The 20525-nt window shown below is 42.7% G+C and carries 21 protein-coding genes; 10 read left to right on the top strand and 11 right to left on the bottom strand.

The genetic code is table 11. The features are described 5' to 3' along the window. Window positions 1–227: 227 nt before the first annotated feature. The 3 genes from Xenpb_RS14645 to Xenpb_RS14635 form a co-directional block, all read right to left on the bottom strand. Window positions 228–629 (bottom strand): structural protein, encoded by a 402-nt coding sequence (locus Xenpb_RS14645; RefSeq protein WP_187654997.1) that lies wholly within the window; start codon window positions 627–629, stop codon window positions 228–230. A gap of 277 nt (window positions 630–906) precedes the next feature. After that, window positions 907–1419: a hypothetical protein gene (locus tag Xenpb_RS14640; RefSeq protein ID WP_187654996.1), complete on the bottom strand. Its 513-nt coding sequence runs from the start codon at window positions 1417–1419 to the stop codon at window positions 907–909. 6 nt (window positions 1420–1425) lie between these two features. After that, window positions 1426–1605 (bottom strand): DNA adenine methylase, encoded by a 180-nt coding sequence (locus Xenpb_RS14635; RefSeq protein WP_187654995.1) that lies wholly within the window; start codon window positions 1603–1605, stop codon window positions 1426–1428. A 303-nt stretch (window positions 1606–1908) separates the two neighbouring features. Here Xenpb_RS14635 and Xenpb_RS14630 point away from each other — a divergent pair, with 303 nt between their 5' ends. Beyond that, window positions 1909–2121 (top strand): hypothetical protein, encoded by a 213-nt coding sequence (locus tag Xenpb_RS14630; protein WP_187654994.1) that lies wholly within the window; start codon window positions 1909–1911, stop codon window positions 2119–2121. Between the two features lie 359 nt (window positions 2122–2480). On the opposite strand, the gene Xenpb_RS14625 is transcribed toward Xenpb_RS14630, so the two are convergent. Both Xenpb_RS14625 and Xenpb_RS14620 read right to left on the bottom strand, forming a co-directional pair. Further along, a complete protein-coding gene (locus Xenpb_RS14625) occupies window positions 2481–3050 on the bottom strand; it encodes an AidA/PixA family protein (RefSeq protein ID WP_187654993.1) in 570 nt (189 codons plus the stop codon). A 746-nt stretch (window positions 3051–3796) separates the two neighbouring features. Beyond that, complete coding sequence (locus Xenpb_RS14620; protein ID WP_187654992.1) at window positions 3797–4195, bottom strand: antiterminator Q family protein; 399 nt, start codon at window positions 4193–4195, stop codon at window positions 3797–3799. On the opposite strand from Xenpb_RS14620, the gene Xenpb_RS14615 reads away from it, so the two are divergent. Then, a complete protein-coding gene (locus Xenpb_RS14615; RefSeq protein WP_187654991.1) occupies window positions 4185–5024 on the top strand; it encodes a phage integrase Arm DNA-binding domain-containing protein in 840 nt (279 codons plus the stop codon). The two genes, Xenpb_RS14620 and Xenpb_RS14615, sit on opposite strands and share 11 nt — an antisense overlap. Before the next feature lie 109 nt (window positions 5025–5133). On the opposite strand, the gene icd is transcribed toward Xenpb_RS14615, so the two are convergent. Then, entirely contained in the window at window positions 5134–6387 is a 1254-nt protein-coding gene (gene icd, locus Xenpb_RS14610; RefSeq protein WP_187654990.1) for an NADP-dependent isocitrate dehydrogenase, read from the bottom strand. Between the two features lie 140 nt (window positions 6388–6527). On the opposite strand from icd, the gene rluE reads away from it, so the two are divergent. From rluE to Xenpb_RS14570, 8 genes are all read left to right on the top strand, one after another. Continuing rightward, the gene (rluE, locus tag Xenpb_RS14605; RefSeq protein ID WP_187654989.1) at window positions 6528–7157 is read left to right on the top strand and encodes a 23S rRNA pseudouridine(2457) synthase RluE; all 630 of its coding nucleotides are present in this window, start codon (window positions 6528–6530) and stop codon (window positions 7155–7157) included. Beyond that, on the top strand, window positions 7150–7626 hold the full coding sequence (locus Xenpb_RS14600) for an NUDIX hydrolase (protein WP_187654988.1): 477 nt from the start codon (window positions 7150–7152) through the stop codon (window positions 7624–7626). Before rluE ends, Xenpb_RS14600 begins: the two co-directional genes overlap by 8 nt. An 83-nt stretch (window positions 7627–7709) precedes the next feature. Beyond that, window positions 7710–8813 carry a tRNA 2-thiouridine(34) synthase MnmA gene (mnmA, locus tag Xenpb_RS14595; RefSeq protein WP_187654987.1) on the top strand — a complete coding sequence of 368 codons (1104 nt, stop codon included), beginning with the start codon at window positions 7710–7712 and terminating at the stop codon, window positions 8811–8813. Window positions 8814–8815: 2 nt separating this feature from the next. Beyond that, complete coding sequence (hflD, locus tag Xenpb_RS14590; RefSeq protein WP_187654986.1) at window positions 8816–9442, top strand: high frequency lysogenization protein HflD; 627 nt, start codon at window positions 8816–8818, stop codon at window positions 9440–9442. A gap of 50 nt (window positions 9443–9492) precedes the next feature. Further along, complete coding sequence (purB, locus tag Xenpb_RS14585; RefSeq protein WP_187654985.1) at window positions 9493–10863, top strand: adenylosuccinate lyase; 1371 nt, start codon at window positions 9493–9495, stop codon at window positions 10861–10863. 515 nt (window positions 10864–11378) lie between these two features. Further along, the gene (phoP, locus tag Xenpb_RS14580) at window positions 11379–12062 is read left to right on the top strand and encodes a two-component system response regulator PhoP (protein ID WP_222942992.1); all 684 of its coding nucleotides are present in this window, start codon (window positions 11379–11381) and stop codon (window positions 12060–12062) included. Then, on the top strand, window positions 12055–13512 hold the full coding sequence (phoQ, locus tag Xenpb_RS14575; protein ID WP_222942997.1) for a two-component system sensor histidine kinase PhoQ: 1458 nt from the start codon (window positions 12055–12057) through the stop codon (window positions 13510–13512). Before phoP ends, phoQ begins: the two co-directional genes overlap by 8 nt. Before the next feature lie 133 nt (window positions 13513–13645). Next, a complete protein-coding gene (locus Xenpb_RS14570) occupies window positions 13646–14767 on the top strand; it encodes a cupin domain-containing protein (protein ID WP_187654983.1) in 1122 nt (373 codons plus the stop codon). A 112-nt stretch (window positions 14768–14879) separates the two neighbouring features. Here the strand turns inward: Xenpb_RS14570 and pepT are convergent, their stop codons facing one another. The 5 genes from pepT to lolC form a co-directional block, all read right to left on the bottom strand. Then, on the bottom strand, window positions 14880–16124 hold the full coding sequence (gene pepT / locus Xenpb_RS14565) for a peptidase T (protein ID WP_187654982.1): 1245 nt from the start codon (window positions 16122–16124) through the stop codon (window positions 14880–14882). A gap of 64 nt (window positions 16125–16188) precedes the next feature. Next, on the bottom strand, window positions 16189–17019 hold the full coding sequence (gene cobB / locus Xenpb_RS14560) for a Sir2 family NAD+-dependent deacetylase (RefSeq protein ID WP_187654981.1): 831 nt from the start codon (window positions 17017–17019) through the stop codon (window positions 16189–16191). A gap of 134 nt (window positions 17020–17153) precedes the next feature. Then, window positions 17154–18401, bottom strand: a complete 1248-nt coding sequence (gene lolE, locus Xenpb_RS14555) for a lipoprotein-releasing ABC transporter permease subunit LolE (protein ID WP_187654980.1) — start codon at window positions 18399–18401, stop codon at window positions 17154–17156. Beyond that, window positions 18401–19117: a lipoprotein-releasing ABC transporter ATP-binding protein LolD gene (gene lolD / locus Xenpb_RS14550; RefSeq protein ID WP_187654979.1), complete on the bottom strand. Its 717-nt coding sequence runs from the start codon at window positions 19115–19117 to the stop codon at window positions 18401–18403. Before lolD ends, lolE begins: the two co-directional genes overlap by 1 nt. After that, window positions 19110–20312: a lipoprotein-releasing ABC transporter permease subunit LolC gene (lolC, locus tag Xenpb_RS14545; protein WP_187654978.1), complete on the bottom strand. Its 1203-nt coding sequence runs from the start codon at window positions 20310–20312 to the stop codon at window positions 19110–19112. Before lolC ends, lolD begins: the two co-directional genes overlap by 8 nt. Window positions 20313–20525: the final 213 nt, after the last annotated feature.

Genomic DNA, 20525 nt, shown 5'->3' with positions numbered 1-20525 from the left:
CCGGACTTGAATCCCATAGAACACAAATGGGGTGGGGCAAAAGCGATAAGAAGACAAAAAAGATGTTCCGTTGATGAGTTGTTCACCGAGCACATCGAATGTGTCAGATCATGTTGATTCTGCTATAGCGTATTCTTCGGCCTTGTCCTGATACTCACGGTAATAGAACCACAGTAGGCCGGAGACAATCACCAAAGCACTGAGGGTGAAGTACCGACTATTGAGTTTCATAGCATTTCAAATGCCCGTGTGAAAATATCATCGGAATAAGGCTGCTGGCCGTTCTCGTGCCGGATAATGGACTTAGCCAGCGCAATCAGCGTCGGTTTATTGATGTCCAGAACTTGATGCTTTTCAACATTGAGCGCCTTGGAAACGCCGTTGATGTAAGCGGTAGTATTGTTTTCTATGTTGGGTGCCCAGCGGTTGATGATTTTAGACACGCTGTTATGGCCGCCCTTGTGGTAATTGGTCAGCAACTTCATGAGTGCACGAATGCCATACTCTGGTGACTCGAACCGACAGAAACGCTTCTCAATCTTTGGGTCGTGGGGCAATTGACCCTGCCACTTATTAGCGGGGTTGTGATCAATATTACCCGGATTGTTATTGCGAATACCTCTGGTCATCAGATTTTCCCTCGTTGTTGTTCAGCCTCAGTCAGTAATTTGAGGAATCGATAACGCTTGTAGAAATTAAATGATCGCTCATCCATTTGTACTTAGGTTGACGAGCGAGTTTCAGAAAGAACCGGTCGCCACGCCAATGACTTCGCAGTCTACGTAAAGCCCACCAGCGCCGAACCTGATATAACATTACAATCAGGGGAAATATCCTCACACCGCATATTTCCTTAATCATCTGTGGTCACCTGTCAGTCGGTTCCAGAAATACGTGAAGGCGATGCTACTCAGGCTTCATCATGAATAGTGATTCAATTGATGTCGTTTTTGTTCCAGAAATACCGCTAGTAATTTCGCGCGACCAGATGCAATCAAAATCATCCGGTGCGGTGTATTCGCTAACAAAAACGGTACATCTATTTGATAACTTGTGAACCCATCCCCAGAACTCAGTCGTATTAAAGGCATCGCGGTATTGCCGGGTGTTCGCATAGGGCAGGTCGCAGTAGACAACTGCACCATCCGGTATGTTCAGTTCTTTATAATCAGTGCACAACAATTGCACGCCATCCAGATCGATGACCTGCCGTTGAATATTGCTGATAGCCTCCGATTGATAATCACGAATGCCTGATTTAGTCTGTGTTATTCCTGCATAGCCATCAAACCATTTACCCGAATAACTACAATTAAATCCCACCCATCCTGTTAGATGGGAAATTCCCGCTTTGTTATTCTTTATCTCGTAATACTGCTCTCGTGATATTTGTTCTGGAGGATGACAGCCAGATAACAAAGCTCTCTACATTTCAATCAAATATTCGTGGCTGTCAGCGGCAATAACAGGGCCGGCATGTTTGGTGTTGATGTGACTCACCATATTCATGCCGCCCGCAAACGGCTCAACATAAACCGTGTCTGTTGTTAAATGTGCCAGAATAAAGGGGGCGATATGTTTCGCGATACGGGATTTACTTTCCATGTATTTCACCGTTCCACCTCCCTCTCTAGTGGTGCAGCCAGAAAGCAAAAAGGCCGCATTAAGCGACCATGTAGTTAATAAGATGCCAACCGCAATGTGTTATACGGAGATTCTGGAAATGATTGCGGTGGCAGATACGAAAAAGGCCATATTAAACGATCTTGTATAGATTGGCTGAGTTAGTTCAGTCGGACTGTCTCACACTACCGAAGCATTTATAGCTACAGAATTCGGTTGTTCGGAATAACCGAATATGTGAAACTTATATCAAATAACCATCGGTAAATATTATAAGGATTTAATATGTCACAATTCGAAAAATTACCACTTGGAGATAAAACACCTCTAGCATTCATCTTTGGGGGGATATTTTTACTCGCGCTATCAATTTTAAAGTGGGTGACATCTGATATTGAAGTGGACTGGTTATATAACTCAGTTAAAAGTTTACTAGCCATTGGTCTTGTCATTGTTGGGATCAGACTACGCAAAAAGTATCGAAGCAATAACGAGTAAGTTTGAACTAACCGGAATTACCGGATAGTTGAGCTTGTAGAGATGGTTTACAGGTTGGAATTGAAATCCATCGAACTCATCACACCATTCGAATTCGTCTTTCATGGGGGTGATCTCTTTTTCGCTGAAAATCAAATTAATCATATGAATTATATAACATGCAGGGGTGTTCTCTATACCAATTCGAGGTGTTGCTCATCTCACCCAAAAACCAATCTAACATATTGATTTAACAGTAATGTAGGGTGCTGTCCGACCCCGATCAATTTGAGTTGTAAACTCAAAATTGACTACTGGTAGATAGCAAAAAGCCCCGCGAGTGCGAGGCTTACATTTATGATTGGAAATTACATGATGGATTATTTATTGTCAAGAACAATGGCTGGGTCCCAATGAACATATGCTTTGGGATTACCATTTTTATATATTCCAACAGTAAATGTATAATTCTGTGTGATAGATTTACCTGGAATCGGCATATTTTTAATTGAAGTTTCCCAATAATAGCCAATTGTCTCCTGGAAATTTACTTCGAGCGGATCTGGATTTAGTATTGCATTATCCGACTTCAACACTGGAACATAAGAATGTATTGGTTGTACTTTAGGGGTGGCAAAGTAATTTTGGGGTGTCCCTCCAACTGATTTAAGCTTCAATAATGCAGCCGAATACTCTGAATCCTTAGACAAAGTAACCCCACGCCAACGGACAACATCACCAATGTTAACTTTAATCCATAATTCACTTGTCCCTTGACCGCTCATATAATGTTCTTTATTTGGCGGCGTCAACATATGGATATATTCACTTTTATTTCCAAGTAAGATAGGCTTATTAACATCCATTTCATTTTTCATTTTATTATCTGTAATATATTTCATAATAGATTGCGCATCCACAACAACCAATACATCGATTACATCTGCCATTATAGTACCCTCATTAGTTAATGGTATTATTATTTTTTATATACAACCAAAATAACCATGGACCCATATTTAATTAGTAAGCTGCTTACGTATTTAACCATACCAAAATAAACTAAGAAGGAAACATCAAAAACAATCTTACAACAAAGATAAATATATTATAATGGAATAACTTTTAATTATATTAAACTGATATTGTTTATTTTCTGTAAAATTTATTCTTAAATCTATTCCGCATTGCCATTAAATAGCCCAGAAATAAAAAACCCCGCACTGTGCCTGTCTTTTAGTCACATCTCAAATTACGAGTGAATGACCGTGATTTGATAAATATACTCAACTGATTTTAAAGGAAATATTTTTCAACGTTGTCTCGAAAAGTTTAAAATAATTCATATAAAAAAACAGCAGGATACAAAGTTGTGTATAAGAGACAGGCACTGGGCGAGGTCTGAGCATTCGATAAGCTGTGTGACATTGTTAAGTACTCAAGAAAAATTAATTGCAAATTGATCACCATAACCTTCCAATAGCATATTTAGCTCATACTCCATGGTATCTTGAGTCCAGGTGATAAAACGTCGCCAGTGATAGCCAGTTGTTGCAATGTAATTCGTTCAGGCTCAGAAAGTGTTATCTTCGATTTCATAAGAACAGGTGGAAAATCGGGTTATCGGGTTATTGATTATAACAGTAATGCAGATAATTTATCTTATTAACTTATCACAATATACTGTCTTTTGTAATTACGCAACCTGATTAATGGTTTCTTTTTGCACGCATTTATCCAGCTCCAAAACGACATCTGAAACAGCCAGTACGCCCTCAATAAATCCCTCGGCTGCCTGTAGCCGTTTGGCGACTTCGTTATGAGAAATACCCAGCTTAGTGCCCATCGGTCTCAATGGCAGTGCTTTAATATAATGCAGTACGATCAGTTGGTACGAATAAGGATTATGTTTCTTCAAGCGCAGAACCGCCGCATCGATAGCGAATCCATCATCATCACAACATTGGACACAGGTCTTTCGGGGGCTGGTAACCAGTCCTTTAAATCCCGCGGCAATGGGCGCCCAGTCAACCGCACTGTTCCCCTCACTGGCCCATGTGCCCCACTGATTAAGGATTATTGGCATGTTACGCATTCGCACATTCCCCCACCAGATTGAGGATAATCCTGTCGGTCAGGGTGCCCTTTTCCTCCCCCATCGCATCCGCAATGAAAAAAGGATCGATAATGGCACTGCCCAGCGCCTGCTTTTTGATTTCCCCATATCCTGTTACACAGACGCCAGAACAAAAAAGATCTATTGGCGCTATAAGCACCCGATTACAGGAAAATTTCATGGCTTAGGGGATGACGAAGAAGCTGCAAGAGCCATTGCTGTAGAAGCTAATTCCCGTTTAGCTGAGGTCAAAATGACTCAGCTCATAAAAGTAAAAGATGAAATTAGCCGAAAGATAAAAAAAGGAATATCAGTAACAAGCTGGCTAAATAGCTATATGGACACCGGACAACGCTTAGGATATATCTCCAAATTACGGTTCGACGACGTATGGGATGATCACTTACATATTATTCAGGAAAAGACAGGAACTAAACTGGCGATTCCCCTAAATCTCAAATGTGAAAAAATAGGCTTTACATTACGAGATGTAATAGCACGTTACAGAGATAGGATATTAAGCCCTCACGTGCTCTACTATCACCATACGACTTCACAAGCTAAACGCGGTGGTCAGGTGTCTGCTAATGCTATCACTGCCGGTTTTAAAAAGATCCGTGATGAGACAGATTTCAAGTGGGAGAAAGGTACACCTCCCAGCTTCCATGAACAAAGGTCATTATCGGAGCGTTTGTATCGCGAACAAGGAGTTGATACAAAAACATTGCTAGGTCATAAGAGCCAGTTAATGACAGATAAATACCATGATGATAGAGGTAAAGATTGGACTATTTTGGCGGTGAAATAACGGTTAAATTATAACCAGTTTTGCAGAAGAGTTTTGCAGAAGAATTTTCATATCGTTAAAAATAACGGGAACTATTAAGCCCCCGTTATCTATTCAGTTACGCAATCAATTACATATGAGAAATAATTGCATCACCGAACTCGCTACATTTCAGCAGCTTAGCACCATCCATCAGACGTTCGAAATCGTAAGTGACGGTCTTGGCAGCAATTGCGCCTTCCATTCCCTTAACAATTAGGTTTGCGGCTTCGAACCACCCCATATGGCGCAGCATCATCTCAGCGGAGAGAATGACAGAACCCGGATTGACTTTATCCTGACCCGCATATTTAGGTGCAGTACCGTGTGTTGCTTCGAACAATGCACACTCGTCACCAATGTTTGCACCCGGAGCGATACCGATACCGCCGACTTGCGCAGCCAATGCATCAGAAATGTAGTCGCCATTCAGGTTCATACAAGCGATAACGTCGTATTCAGCAGGGCGAAGCAGAATTTGTTGCAGGAAAGCATCTGCAATCACATCCTTGATGATAATGTCTTTGCCACTCTTAGGATTTTTGATCTTAACCCACGGGCCGCCATCCAGCAGTTCTCCGCCAAATTCAGTGCGGGCCAATTCATAACCCCAATCTTTAAAGGCACCTTCAGTGAATTTCATGATGTTGCCTTTATGAACCAGAGTCACGGATTCACGATCATTATCAATAGCGTATTCAATTGCAGCACGCACCAAGCGTTTAGTGCCCTCTTCTGAGCAAGGCTTCACGCCGATGCCACACTGTTGAGGGAAACGAATTTTGCTAACACCCATTTCATCTTGCAGGAATTTGATGACTTTGTCCGCTTCCGCTGAACCGGCTTTCCACTCGATACCCGCATAGATATCTTCAGCATTTTCGCGGAAAATGACCATATCAGTCAGCTCAGGCTGTTTAACAGGGCTTGGTGTACCTTGATAGTAACGAACCGGGCGCAGGCAGACATACAGATCCAATTGCTGGCGCAGCGCCACGTTCAGCGAGCGGATGCCGCCACCGACTGGCGTTGTCAGAGGGCCTTTGATAGCAACACGGTATTCACGGATCAAATCCAGTGTTTCATCTGGTAACCAAACATCTTTACCATAAACATGTGTGGATTTTTCACCTGTGTAGATTTCCATCCAAGAAATTTTGCGCTCGCTGCTATAAGCTTTCTGAACAGCAGCATCCACAACTTTCAGCATGACCGGCGTAACATCAACACCAATGCCATCCCCTTCGATATAAGGGATTACAGGGTTATTCGGAACATTTAATTTACCTTTGGCATCGATAGTAATTTTTTTACCTTCCGCCGGAACAACTACTTTGCTTTCCATTAACCTCTCCTTTCAAATAAACGCAATGCCTTGTTAAATTTTTGTAAGGGACGTGTCAATACTACTTGAATATTCTGCAAACGCCAATGGTCACAGATTTAAGGTATAATACGTACCCTAATTTTTCGCGATGGCTTATCATGACAAATATCTCTTTTAAAAAACGCCAACTTAACCGATTCAGCCAAAGAAAAAATAACAATACGATAAAAAAATCAACAGGCCCTCGTCGGGTATTAATCTTTAACAAACCTTATGATGTTCTTCCCCAATTCACCGATGAAATGGGAAGAACAACATTAAAAGATTTTATTCCGTTTACTGATGTTTATGCCGCAGGCCGTTTGGATCGCGACAGCGAAGGGTTACTCGTGTTAACCAATGATGGTAAATTGCAAGCCAGGTTGACTCAACCTCACAAAAAAACAGCTAAAGTTTATTATGTTCAGGTAGAAGGCATTCCTGATGAGGTAGCTCTGGGTAAGCTACGCAATGGCGTCACGTTAAAAGATGGTCCGACACTACCTGCCGGCGCAGAACGAGTGGAAGAACCAGAATGGCTCTGGAAACGAACGCCACCCATTCGAGAGCGAAAAAATATTCCCGTAAGCTGGCTCAAAATAACGCTATATGAAGGCCGTAACCGTCAGGTACGCAGAATGACTGCTCATGTTGGTTTTCCCACATTGCGCCTAATTCGTTTCAGTATGGGTTCGATACAATTAAGCTCATTGTCCCCCGGAGAATGGAGAGAAATTAATCTTGTTTAGTCCACACATCACTGTTGCTTGTATTGTACATGCAGAAAATAAATTTCTGGTTGTCGAAGAACGAATCAATGGTAAATCTCTCTGGAACCAGCCTGCTGGTCATCTTGAAGCCGGAGAAACATTGCAGGAAGCCGCTGAACGGGAATTGTGGGAAGAAACAGGGATTCGTGCTCAACTACAAGCATTTTTGAAACTATATCAATGGGTTGCTCCCGATGGAACGCCATTTATCCGTTTTCTGTTCTTGGTTGAAATGGAAAAAATCATTGATACTAATCCACAAGATGACGATATCCATTGCTGCCACTGGTTAAGCGCAGAAGAAATTCTTAACAGTTCTCAACTACGCTCACCACTGGTCGCTGAAAGTATTCGCTGTTACTTAGAACACAAGGCGTATCCTCTATCAATATTGGACAGTTACGGCCCCCCTTTTGAAAATGGCCGCATAAATAAAAAAATCGAATAGAAAGAACGTGAGACGTTTGATGCACCACAGCTACCAACGTGCTAAAGTATCGTGTTTGTTTTTTTCCGCAGTGAGATATATCCATGTCAGATAACAGCCAGAAAAAAGTCATTGTCGGAATGTCCGGCGGTGTTGATTCATCAGTTTCCGCCTACCTTCTGCAACAGCAGGGCTACCAGGTAGCTGGCCTGTTCATGAAAAACTGGGAAGAAGACGATGGTGAAGAGTATTGCTCGGCTGCCGCCGATCTTGCCGATGCGCAAGCCGTTTGTGACAAACTGGGCATTGAACTGCATACCATCAATTTTGCAGCCGAATATTGGGACAATGTATTCGAACATTTTCTTGCTGAATATAAAGCTGGCAGAACCCCAAATCCGGACATTCTTTGCAATAAAGAGATCAAATTCAAAGCGTTTCTAGAATTTGCCGCTGAGGATTTGGGTGCTGACTACATTGCAACCGGGCACTATGTCCGGCGCCGGGATGTAGATGGCATTAGCCAATTGCTTCGCGGTCTGGATGGCAATAAAGATCAAAGCTATTTCTTATATACCTTAAGTCACCAGCAGGTTGCCAAGAGTCTATTCCCCGTCGGAGAACTCGAAAAACCTGAAGTACGCCGCATTGCCGAAGAGCTCGGTCTGATCACAGCAAAGAAAAAAGATTCAACTGGTATCTGCTTTATTGGTGAACGCAAATTCCGTGATTTTCTGGGACGCTATTTGCCTGCCCAACCGGGCCCAATTATGACAGTCGACGGGCAAACTATCGGCCAGCATTCTGGCTTGATGTACCATACACTGGGCCAACGCAAAGGATTGGGGATCGGCGGAACGAAGGATGGTAGTGAAGAACCATGGTATGTTGTTGATAAAGATGTCCAAAACAATACGCTGATTGTTGCTCAAGGCCATGAACATCCTCGCCTGATGTCTGTCGGTTTGATTGCACAGCAACTTCATTGGGTTGATCGCCAACCATTGAAGACAGAAATTCGTTGTGTAGTGAAAACGCGCTACCGTCAGCACGATATTCCCTGCACTATCATTCCCCTAGGCGAAGATAAAATTGAAATTCGTTTTGATAGCCCTATTGCCGCTGTCACTCCCGGCCAATCAGCCGTATTTTATCAAGATGAGATCTGTCTCGGTGGTGGCGTGATCGAACAACGTATACAGGAGTAATTGTGGCTAAAAATTATTACGACATTACACTGGCGCTGGCAGGTATCTGCCAGTCAGGTCGTCTGGTACAAAAGCTTGCTCATGAAGGCCAGTGCGATAATGATGCTTTTGAAATGATGCTCAACAGTATTTTGAATATGAACCCGGCATCCACATTGGATGTTTTTGGCAACAATGCCTGCAACCTTCGCATTGGCCTTGATGCTATGCTGGGCATGTTCAATGGCTCACATAGCGGTGTTTCTGCCGACCTTACCCGCTATATGCTGGGTTTAATGGCTCTGGAACGTCATTTGAATAAAAATCAATCTGCTGCTAATGAATTAGCAAATCGCATCAATCAGTTAGAACGTCAGCAAGCCTATTTTGAGCCTATGTCAGAAGGGATGCTCAACGCACTTGCTGGGATTTATGTCGACGTTATCAGTCCACTGGGGCCTCGTATCCAAGTGACAGGGTCGCCTGATGTATTACGTAATACACTCATTCAGGCAAAAGTCAGATCAGTTTTACTGGCGGGCATTCGCAGTGCCGTTTTATGGAAACAGATTGGCGGCACCCGCCTGCAAATCATGTTTTCCCGTCAGCACCTGATCAAACAGGCAAAAGATATTCTTGCTCGTTGTTAAACAAAATTATTAGACACAAATTGTTAAATAAAATCCGGGAGTTGCTACCAATGGAATTATCCTCACTGACCGCTGTTTCTCCAATTGATGGCCGTTACGGCGATAAAGTCAGCGCGCTACGCGCCATTTTTAGTGAGTTCGGCTTACTGAAATTTCGTGTGCAGGTCGAAGTACGTTGGCTGCAAAAACTGGCCGCTACAGCAGAAATCAAAGAAGTTCCTGCTTTTGACTCAAACGCAAACGCTTACCTTGATGAAATTATTGCAAATTTCAATGAACAAGATGCGTTGCGTATCAAAGAAATTGAACGCACAACCAACCATGACGTTAAGGCTGTTGAATATTTTCTGAAAGAAAAAGTCGCACATATTCCGGCCTTGCATCAAGTTGCGGAATTTATTCATTTTGCCTGTACGTCAGAAGATATCAATAACCTGTCACATGCGTTGATGCTTAAAACTGCCCGTGAAGAAGTTTTATTGCCTCAATGGCGTCAGTTGATTGACACTATCACGCGTATGGCGCACGATTATCGCGATCTTCCTCTGCTGTCACGTACTCACGGACAACCAGCGACTCCTTCTACCGTCGGTAAAGAGCTGGCTAATGTAGCTTATCGTATGGAACGCCAATTCCGTCAGCTCAGTCAAGTAGACATTCTGGGTAAAATCAACGGGGCAGTCGGTAACTATAATGCGCACCTGTCAGCCTATCCACATATTGACTGGCATCAATTCAGCGAATCATTTGTGACTTCTCTGGGTATCCAATGGAATCCGTATACCACCCAGATAGAACCTCATGACTACATTGCAGAACTGTTTGACTGTGTAGCGCGTTTCAATACCATTCTGCTCGATTTTGATCGCGATATCTGGGGTTATATCGCCCTGAATCACTTCAAACAAAAAACCATTGCTGGGGAAATCGGTTCTTCCACCATGCCACATAAAGTCAACCCGATTGATTTCGAAAACTCAGAAGGAAATCTGGGATTGGCAAACGCCGTTCTGGGGCACCTTGCCAGCAAACTTCCTGTTTCCCGTTGGCAACGTGACCTAACGGATTCAACCGTACTGCGCAATCTTGGCGTAGGTCTGGGGTATGCTCTGATTGCTTATCAATCCACCATGAAAGGATTGAGTAAGTTAGAGATTAATGAACAGCACTTACTGGATGAGCTGGATCACAACTGGGAAGTACTGGCGGAGCCTATTCAAACTGTTATGCGCCGTTATGGTATTGAAAAACCCTATGAAAAATTGAAGGAATTGACACGCGGCAAACGTGTTGATGCAGAAGGAATGAAAACGTTCATCGATGGCCTGGAACTTCCTGAAGCGGAAAAAGAACGCCTCAAATCCATGACACCAGCAAACTACATTGGTTATGCCACTTCGCTGGTTGATAAGTTGAAATAAACTTTCTTCATGCAAATGGGCGGAGTCTATCCCGCCCATACTCAATACGCCCCATCTAAGTTGTACTTCAACGACACTTAACTGATTTTCTTAATTAGCTGAACTTCCTACCAAAAATCACCTGAAAATCTTATGCTTTCAGTATTGAAACAGAACTGAAACAAAAATGACTCTCTATTGGGAACCATGGCTAATGGCAGATAACCACAGGATTTGAAGAAGTGAATAAAATCAGCAGAACAACTAGTTAAAATATAAAGAGCAAACTCTCCAAAAACAGCCTAACCTTATATAAAATATAAATAGATTGTAAATTTATTTGTTATTTCCATCTAAACATTTGTTTTTAAATGGTTCACTCATTAACATACCAACAAAAGCTAAATAGTTACTATACTTAAGGTTACTCATAAAAAATTTACCCATAATTTTATTTAATATTTATTGACGAATTTGACTACTTAGCTATTTTAAATTTATTTAGTAAACGTTATTGATTAGCATAAGGAATCATTATGCGGATATTGATTGTTGAAGATAACGCATTACTTCGTCATCACTTAACCGTACAACTGCGGGATATTGGGCATCAAGTCGATGCCGCGGAGAATGCTAAAGAAGCCGATTATTATCTTAAAGAAAGTCATCCTGATATTGCTATCGTTGATCTGGGTTTACCTGGCGAGGACGGGCTGAGTATGTTACGCCGTTGGCGTAATGAGCAGATTAACTTACCTATCCTTGTTCTTACTGCTCGTGATAGCTGGCAAGAAAAAGCGACTGTGTTAAACGCAGGAGCAGATGATTATGTGACTAAGCCTTTCCATCTGGAAGAAATTAATGCCCGGATACAAGCATTAATGCGACGTAATAATGGATTGGCATCACAATTAGTTGAAATTTCACCTTTTTTAATTGATCTTTCACGAAAAGAGTTTTCTATCAATAGTACCAATATCAAATTGACCGCCTTTGAATACACTATTATTGAAACCTTGATGCGTAATAATGGCAAGGTTGTCAGTAAAGAATCGTTAATGCGTCAGTTATATCCTGATGCAGAATTACGTGAAAGTCATACAATTGATGTATTAATGGGGCGATTGAGGAAAAAAATATTGAGTGAATGGTCCAGGGAGGTGATAGTCACAGTCCGTGGTCAAGGATATCGTTTTGACGTGAAATCACATGATGCGTAATTTCTCTGAAAAACATCTTTCTTTAAGAACCCGGTTCCTTATAGCAACAGCAGCGATTATTTTAGCCTTAACGCTATCATATGGGATTGTCGCTATTGTCGGGTATTTAGTGAGTTTTGATAAAACAACCTACTCTATACTCCGGAGCCAAAGTAATTTATTTTTTACGCTTGCTCAATGGAATAACAACAAGCTGGACATTCTTATTCCGAAGCATTTTTCCATGAACCCTCGCTTATCAGTTCTGATTTATGATAATAGAGGAAATATACTCTGGCGTCAGAATAATGTGCCTGAACTGGAAAAAATGCTCGATCCTAATTGGCTGAAAAAAGATGGCTTACATGAACTAGAGACAAATCTCAAAGAAAAAGGGGATTTTCTTTATAATCAAACATCAAATCAAGGTGATACAAACAAGTCAGTTGACGATAATAGTGTGTTGTTAACGTATTCAGTAGCGGTCAATATTTATCCCGCAACTGATAGGCTGCCTGCACTGACTATCGTCATTATTGATATCATGCCACAGGATGTACAAGAATCAGCGAAGGTCTGGGAATGGTTTGGATATGTGTTAATAGCCAACCTACTTCTGGTTATTCCACTCATTTGGCTTGCTGCTGATTGGAGCCTTCGTCCCATTAAGTCGCTGATTACTCAAATAAGCTCCTTAGAAAACGGAGAACGAGAAAAACTTGATGAAAATCCCCCCACAGAATTAAAAAAACTGGTCAGGAACTTAAATTCTTTATTAAACAATGAGCGTAAACGCTATGCTAAATACCACACAACGCTTTCTGATTTAACGCATAGCCTGAAAACACCTTTAGCAGTGCTACAATCGACCCTGCGCTCTCTACGTCCCCCGCAAAAAATGACCATTGAACAAGCTGAACCTATCATGCTTGAGCAAATTGATCGGATATCCCAACAAATCGGCTACTATCTGCATCGAGCCAATATGCACAGTGATCATCCCCTGCTCCTCAGACAAGTTTCTTCTGTCCCAACCTTGCTGGATAGCCTTATCAGTGCGCTGACAAAAGTCTATCAACATAAAGGCATCAGTATTACGCTGGATGTCTCCCCTGAAGTGACATGGCTAGGTGAAAAGAATGATTTTCTAGAAGTCATGGGAAGTATTCTGGATAACGCCTGTAAATATTGTCTGGAGTTTGTCAGAGTCACCGCCACCATGGGAGAAAACTCTGTCACCATAATAGTTGATGACGATGGCCCTGGAGTACCACCAGACAAACGTGAAATGATTTTTCAGCGTGGTTTACGAGCTGATACATTGCGAGTAGGACAAGGATTAGGTCTGTCGATAGCTTCTGAAATTGTCGAGCAATATGCAGGCACTATCAGTATTGAAGATAGCCCACTTGGTGGGGCCAGAGTAAGCGTGATATTTCGGGTGCAACAAGTCAATGTCGCTGATAGCTAGGTGGCTGATACCTAGCTGACTGATAGTTAAGTGATTGCCATAACAATCGCGAAATATTTCAACCAAATCTGATATCGCCGTTAACTATTCGTTATAATAGCGCGAAATTCACTTCTCACTTCAGGATGTCACCATGGATTATCAGCTCAATCTGGACTGGCAGGCGTTTTTACAAAACCATTGGCAAAAACGACCATTGCTGATTAAGCAGGGTTTCCATCAGTTTATCGATCCCCTTTCTCCCGATGAACTGGCGGGTCTGGCGATGGAAAATGAAATTGATAGCCGTTTGGTCAGCCAGAAAAACGGGCGCTGGGAAGTTTCCCATGGGCCATTTGAATCCTACGACCATTTAGGCGAGAAAGACTGGTCATTGCTTGTACAGGCCGTCAACCATTGGCATCTCCCCTCTTCTGCACTTATGAAGCCTTTCCGTGTGCTGTCTGACTGGCGCATGGATGATTTGATGATCTCTTTCTCTGTGCCCGGTGGTGGTGTCGGCCCTCATCTTGATCAATATGATGTTTTTATCATTCAGGGAAAAGGTCGCCGGCGCTGGCGCGTAGGTGAAAAAATACCTATGAAACAACATTGCCCTCATCCTGATTTATTACAGGTTGATCCCTTCGAGGCAATTATTGATGAAGAAATGCTGCCGGGCGATATACTTTATATTCCACCGGGTTTCCCACATGAAGGCTATGCTATTGAAGACTCGCTGAATTATTCGGTCGGATTCCGTGCCCCTAATGCCCGTGAGTTATTCAGTGGATTTGCTGATTATATTCTGGCAAATGAATTAGGCAGCTATCGTTACAGCGATCCTGACCTGAAATTCCGTGATAATCCAGCGTTGATCCAAACAAATGAACTGGATTCACTGCGTGCAATGATGCGTGAATTGTTGGAACAACCTGAAACGTTCCAAAATTGGTTTGGTGAATTTATCTCACAATCACGCCATGAATTGGATCTTGCACCACCTGAACCACCTTATGAAAGTGACGAGATTTATGAATTACTGAAACAGGGTGAAGAGCTAAATCGGTTGAGTGGATTGCGCGTCCTGCGTGTCGGTGATCAATGTTTCGTCAATGGAGAGTTGATGGATACTTCTCACACCCACGCCGCCGACGCACTTTGTCAATATGATAAAGTCAACGCCAAACTTTTGGGTGATGCAATCGATGATGTCCGATTTATCAGTCTGCTCACAGCTTTGGTCAATAGCGGTTATTGGTATTTTAATGATTAATCCGTGAACAAAGGGGCTCTTTTTTGCCCCTTTTCTCGTATTGTTAACCTGAGATACCTATTTCTGAACCGTTATCGGTTATAAGAGAAAATACTCTGTTGGTGTCATAGCATTAATCAGATATCACTCTATTTTCATGACTTGCAGCCAATTCAGCAATCCGCATGATAACGCTAACCGCCTGCTCCATACCTTCTAGCGAAATGAATTCGTGCTTACTATGATAATTATATCCGCCAGTAAAAATATTCGGACAAGGTAACCCACGATAAGATAACTGTGCTCCATCCGTGCCACCCCGAATCGGCTGGATGATCGGTTCAATACCACAATCCAGCATGGCTTGTTTAGCCAATGCAATCACATGCGGATGTTTAATTATCTCATTGTGCATATTGTAATAATCATCATCAATCATCAGTTCTATATAGCAATCTGGGGGCAGGCTTTTTCCTACTTTTCCAGCAATGGCGATTAGTGTTTTTTTGCGTTTTTCAAAATTTGTACTGTCGAAATCCCGGATGATATAGTGCATCTCAGCTCGCTCTACCGTGCCTTTTATGCTCAGCAAATGATAAAAACCTTCACGATCTTCTGTATGTTCAGGCGTCTCTTCGGCAGGCAATTCATGGTGAATACGCATTGCCAGCGACAAGGCATTGACCATTACGCCTTTGGCACTGCCCGGATGAGCCGTGTTACCTGCAATCTTAATAAGCACTGATGCTGCATTAAAGTTCTCAAATTCCAATTCCCCCACACCTCCGCCATCAACGGTATAGGCCCATTCAGCACCAAAAGCTGCTACATCAAAATAGTGCGCACCTTTACTAATCTCTTCATCAGGCGTGAATGCAATCCGAATATCGCCATGTGGAATATTTTCTTGCTGCAAGCGCACCATAGCAGTAATGATTTCAGCAATACCTGCTTTATCATCCGCACCTAACAGGGTTTTTCCATCGGTTGTAATCAATGTTTTTCCCAGCAAGTTATGCAATACCGGAAACATCACCGGCGACAACACCTCATCGCCTATTCCCAATGCAATATCACCGCCACGGTAATTTTCCAAAATTTGAGGATTAACATGCTTTCCAGAAAAGTCCGGTGAGGTATCAAGATGCGCAATAAAGCCAATCACCGGTACAGGCCAGGCAACATTTGATGGTAATGTAGCCATAACACATCCCCGCTCATCGAAAGTAGTATCGACAAAGCCAAGTTGAATCAGCTCCTCATATAAGGCTTTAGCGAGTTGCAGTTGACCGTCGCTGCTGGGAATGGTCTTAGCGGATGGTTTTGATTGAGTATTAAATGCAATATATTTAAAAAAACGCTCTAATAGTCTATCCATCTTCTCCCCCTAATTCATGTGGATTTATTATGGAGAAGATGAATAGAGCAGGTATTGCGTCAAATCAGCTTTTATCTGCCTTCACCTGCTGAATTAAAGACTGAACATATTGAGTAACAATTTCGCTGGCATAGCCATAGTGTTTTTCATCGAACAGACTCTCAACCTGACTGGGTTCCAGGTTCAGCTCAACCGTATGTGCTCCAGATAATTTTGCTTCATGTACAAAACCGGCAGCCGGGTAAACGTGACCTGATGTTCCGATAGCGATAAAGATATCGGCGTCAGTTAAAGCAGAATAGATTTGCTCCATACCTAATGGCATTTCCCCGAACCACACGACATGAGGACGCAACAGAGATGGGAATTGGCAACAATGGCAACGATCTTCCATGCTTAGTTCAGCCGTCCATTCAATCACCTGCCCAGACTGACAACAACGAACTTTCAGCAATTCACCGTGCATATGTAACACACGATGATTCCCTGCACGTTCATGCAAATTGTCAATATTTTGTGTCACCAATAGAAAATGGTCACCAAGCACCTGTTCAAGCTCTGCCAAAGCATAATGCGCTGCATTAGGTTGAATTTCTGGTTGTTGGAGCTGTTCCCGTCGTGCATTGTAAAAAGCCTGTACTAAACTCGGATCACGCTGGAAACCTTCAGGTGTAGCAACATCTTCAACACGATGCTCTTCCCACAGGCCATCGGAAGAGCGAAATGTTTGAATGCCTGACTCAGCGGAAATACCCGCTCCAGTCAGCACCACCACATGGGGTTTTCTTATTTTATTTGCCAATTGAGTATCCCTGTAAAAAATTTGTCTTTGCAGCCTTTGACGCCGTAACCGTCTAACCCGGCAAAATTTACTGTACCGATAACGAACCCGCATATGGCTATTTCCTTAAGGCATGATGTTCTTAATTCCACTCAGAACATGTACCTAAGAGCGTTTTGCTGATCCATTTTTTGCCGATTGAAGATCATACAATAGCGTGATTAAGTACATGTTGATACTTTGGCTTATTATTGACCGCTCAAAATTCGGGCTGGATCAAGCTTACTGGCCCGACGAGCAGGATACCAACTAGCCAATAAACTCAATACTAATGTTGTTAGCAAAACATAAAAAACATCCATCATATGTAATTCTGACGGCAGAAAATCAATAAAATAGATATCGCCTGACAAAAATTGATGCCCAAGCAGTTTTTCCAGTCCTTTAATCATAGTCGTCAAATTTAATGATGTGAAAACGCCAACAACCACGCCAATGATGCTACCAATCATGCCTGTCAGTAATCCATACCACAAAAATATGGCCCTGATATGACTGTCTTTAGCGCCCAGAGTGCGCAAAATAGCAATATCGCTGCTTTTATCTTTCACGGCCATAATCAGCGTTGAAACAATGTTAAAGCAAGCGACACCGATAACCAGAACCATAGCCAGATACATAATGCCGCGTATCATCTGGATATCGTTGTACATATAGCCATAATCTTTTAACCATGTGCTGATATAAACATATTTTTCAGTCGCTTTGCCTGCTTCTAAAACCCGCTTCTCCGCAGCAAAAACATTGTCAGCTTTGATAGCAATCCCTGTAATGGCATTGCCATAATCCAGATATTGCTGGGCATCAGATAAAGGAACCAAAGCAAAACTGTGATCTAACATCCCACCCAATTGGAAAATGCCGGCAACTTGTAAGCGGATACGTTTAGGTTGTAAGAGTTTCAGGCTTGGATCCGTATTGGGGAGCATGACCGTCAGCCAATCACCTTGTTTTACATTCAGTGAATTCGCCACACCCTGCCCTAAAATTACCTGATGCTTGCCTGCCCTGAACATTTTCCACGCTTCATTACGCACAAACTGAGGTAAGGTGCTGACTTCCGCTTCAGTTTCCAGATCCACACCCCGCACCTGCACAGCATGGAGTTTTTCGCCACGTTCCATCAAGCCAGTAAACGTAATATAGGGAGACGCTCCCACAATACCCGGCGTCTGCCTTACACGCTCAAGCGCCGATTGCCAATCTTGAAAAGGCTGCTCTACTGCATAGATCTGCCCATGTGGAACAACGGAAAGTACCCGGTTTTTCAGCTCTCGCTCAAAACCATTCATAGCGCTAAGACCAATAATCAATACTGCAACGCCTAGCATAATTCCCAGTGTCGAAATGACAGAAACCAGAGATACCATACCTGAACGGCGGCGGCCCCGGCTGAACCGTAAAGCAGTCAGTAATGCAAGAGGCAGATTTGCCATTACATCTCTCCCGTTAGGGTTAATTCATCCTGTAAATACCCATCACGCATTTCTACCTGACGCGTCAGTTGGTCAGCTAATTTCAAGTCATGAGTCACAACCAGAAATGCCGTGCCCTGCTGCTGGTTCAACTCTTGCAAAAGCTGAAACACACTGTCTGCATTACGCTGGTCAAGATTACCGGTTGGTTCATCCGCCAATACCAATGAAGGCTCATTTACCAACGCCCGGGCAATCGCTACACGCTGCCGCTCCCCTCCTGACAGCTCGGATGGCCGATGTTGCGCCCGATGTTCCAGCCCAACAGCCGCCAGCATATCCAGTGCTTTTTGTTGTGCCAGACGTTTCTTACCGCCAATTGACTTCCTTCCAATCAATAGCGGCATGGCAACATTTTCCAGTGCATTAAAATCAGGCAATAAATGATGAAACTGGTAAATAAAACCAATTTCATTGTTGCGCAATTCTGCCCGCGCAGAAGAGGACATATCGTTCAGTGATTGCCCCTTGAAAAGCACCTCTCCCGAAGTAGGAGAATCCAAACCACCAAGTAAATGTAAAAGTGTACTTTTACCTGACCCAGAACTCCCGACAATAGCCATCATTTCTCCTTGCTGCATGGAGAAAGTGACATTTTTCAATACTTCTGTGGAAACCTTTCCTTCCTGATATTTTTTGCACAAGTAATGACACAGCAATAAAGGTTGGTTACTCATAACGTAAAGCCTCAGCAGGTTGAGTGGCAGCCGCGCGCCAGGAAGGATATAAAGTCGATAATAAGGATATCAGCATCGCACTGATAGCGATCATCGCCACTTGCGTGGTATCAATAGCAACAGGTAATTGAATGCCTTCAACCAGCAAGCCAACAACCGGCATAAGATTATTTAACTGGCTGGAGAGCAGCACTCCCAATCCCGTTCCCAGTAAAGCACCAATGATGCCTGCTCCTGCGCCTTGGATCATGAAGATTGCCATTACCTGACGGCGGGTCAGCCCTTGCGTTTGCAAAATGGCTATTTCCCCCTGTTTCTCCATCACCAGCAAAGAGAGAGAAGTAATAATATTAAAAGCAGCAACAGCAATAATCAGGCTCAACAATAAACCCATCATATTTTTTTCCATGCGGACTGCCTGAAAAAATTCTCCCTTGCGTTCACGCCAATCTTTCCAAACCAATCCTTCCGGCAGGGTTTGTTGGCTCAGTTCATCAACCAACAGAGGTTCATTGAGATATAAACGCCAACCTGTAATATTACCAATAGGATAACGTAACAATCGTGCTGCATCCTGCTGATTAACCAGCATTTCTGTCTCATCAGCCTCACTATTGGCAAAGAATGTGCCAACGACAGTAAATAACCGCTGGCTAGGGATCCTCCCCATCGGCGTCAATTGACTGGCACTTGGTACAATAACGCGGATTTTATCACCACGTTTAACATTCAATTTTGCAGCCAATCTTTCTCCCAGAATGACAAAATATCGCCCTGATTGTAATTGACTACGATCAGCATCGACAATATGTTCCGCCAATGGAGAATATTCATGTGGAGTGATACCCAACATAACACCAACCCCAACATTACCGGGGCTTTGTAACACTACATCCCCTTGCACAATAGGTGTAATGTTGTTAACACCTTTTAATCCTTTCAGTTGATCACTCGGATGATCAACCGGATTAATAGAGCCTTTTTCCGACGTAATGATAGCCTGAGGCATAAAACCTAAAATGCTGCTCTCCAGTGAGCGCTCAAAACCGTTCATTACTGACAATACGGTAATCAGTGCAGCCACCCCCAGCGTAATGCCAATAGCTGATAACCATGAAACAAAACGGCCAAATTTATCGACCGCTCGCCCGCGCATATAGCGCAATCCTATAAATAATGAGACAGATTGAAACATGAAATCCGCCGTATCAAAGAAGTTTATTTAGAAACAATAGATTAGTGAAAAATTCCATATTCTATCTCTATTTATGAACGTACATTCTGTATAAATTAAAAACTATTAGGTTGACTTCATTGACTACATACTATCATCGTTTTATCAAAATTTACTTACTCCCTTTTCAAATCAAAGATAAAAAATTGCTAAATCACTGCCTTCTACCGAAGC

Source organism: Xenorhabdus sp. PB62.4, from assembly GCF_014467285.1.
GTDB lineage: Bacteria > Pseudomonadota > Gammaproteobacteria > Enterobacterales > Enterobacteriaceae > Xenorhabdus.
The sequence above is the reverse complement of the archived record's forward strand: the minus strand, read 5'-3'. Positions and strand labels throughout refer to the sequence as shown.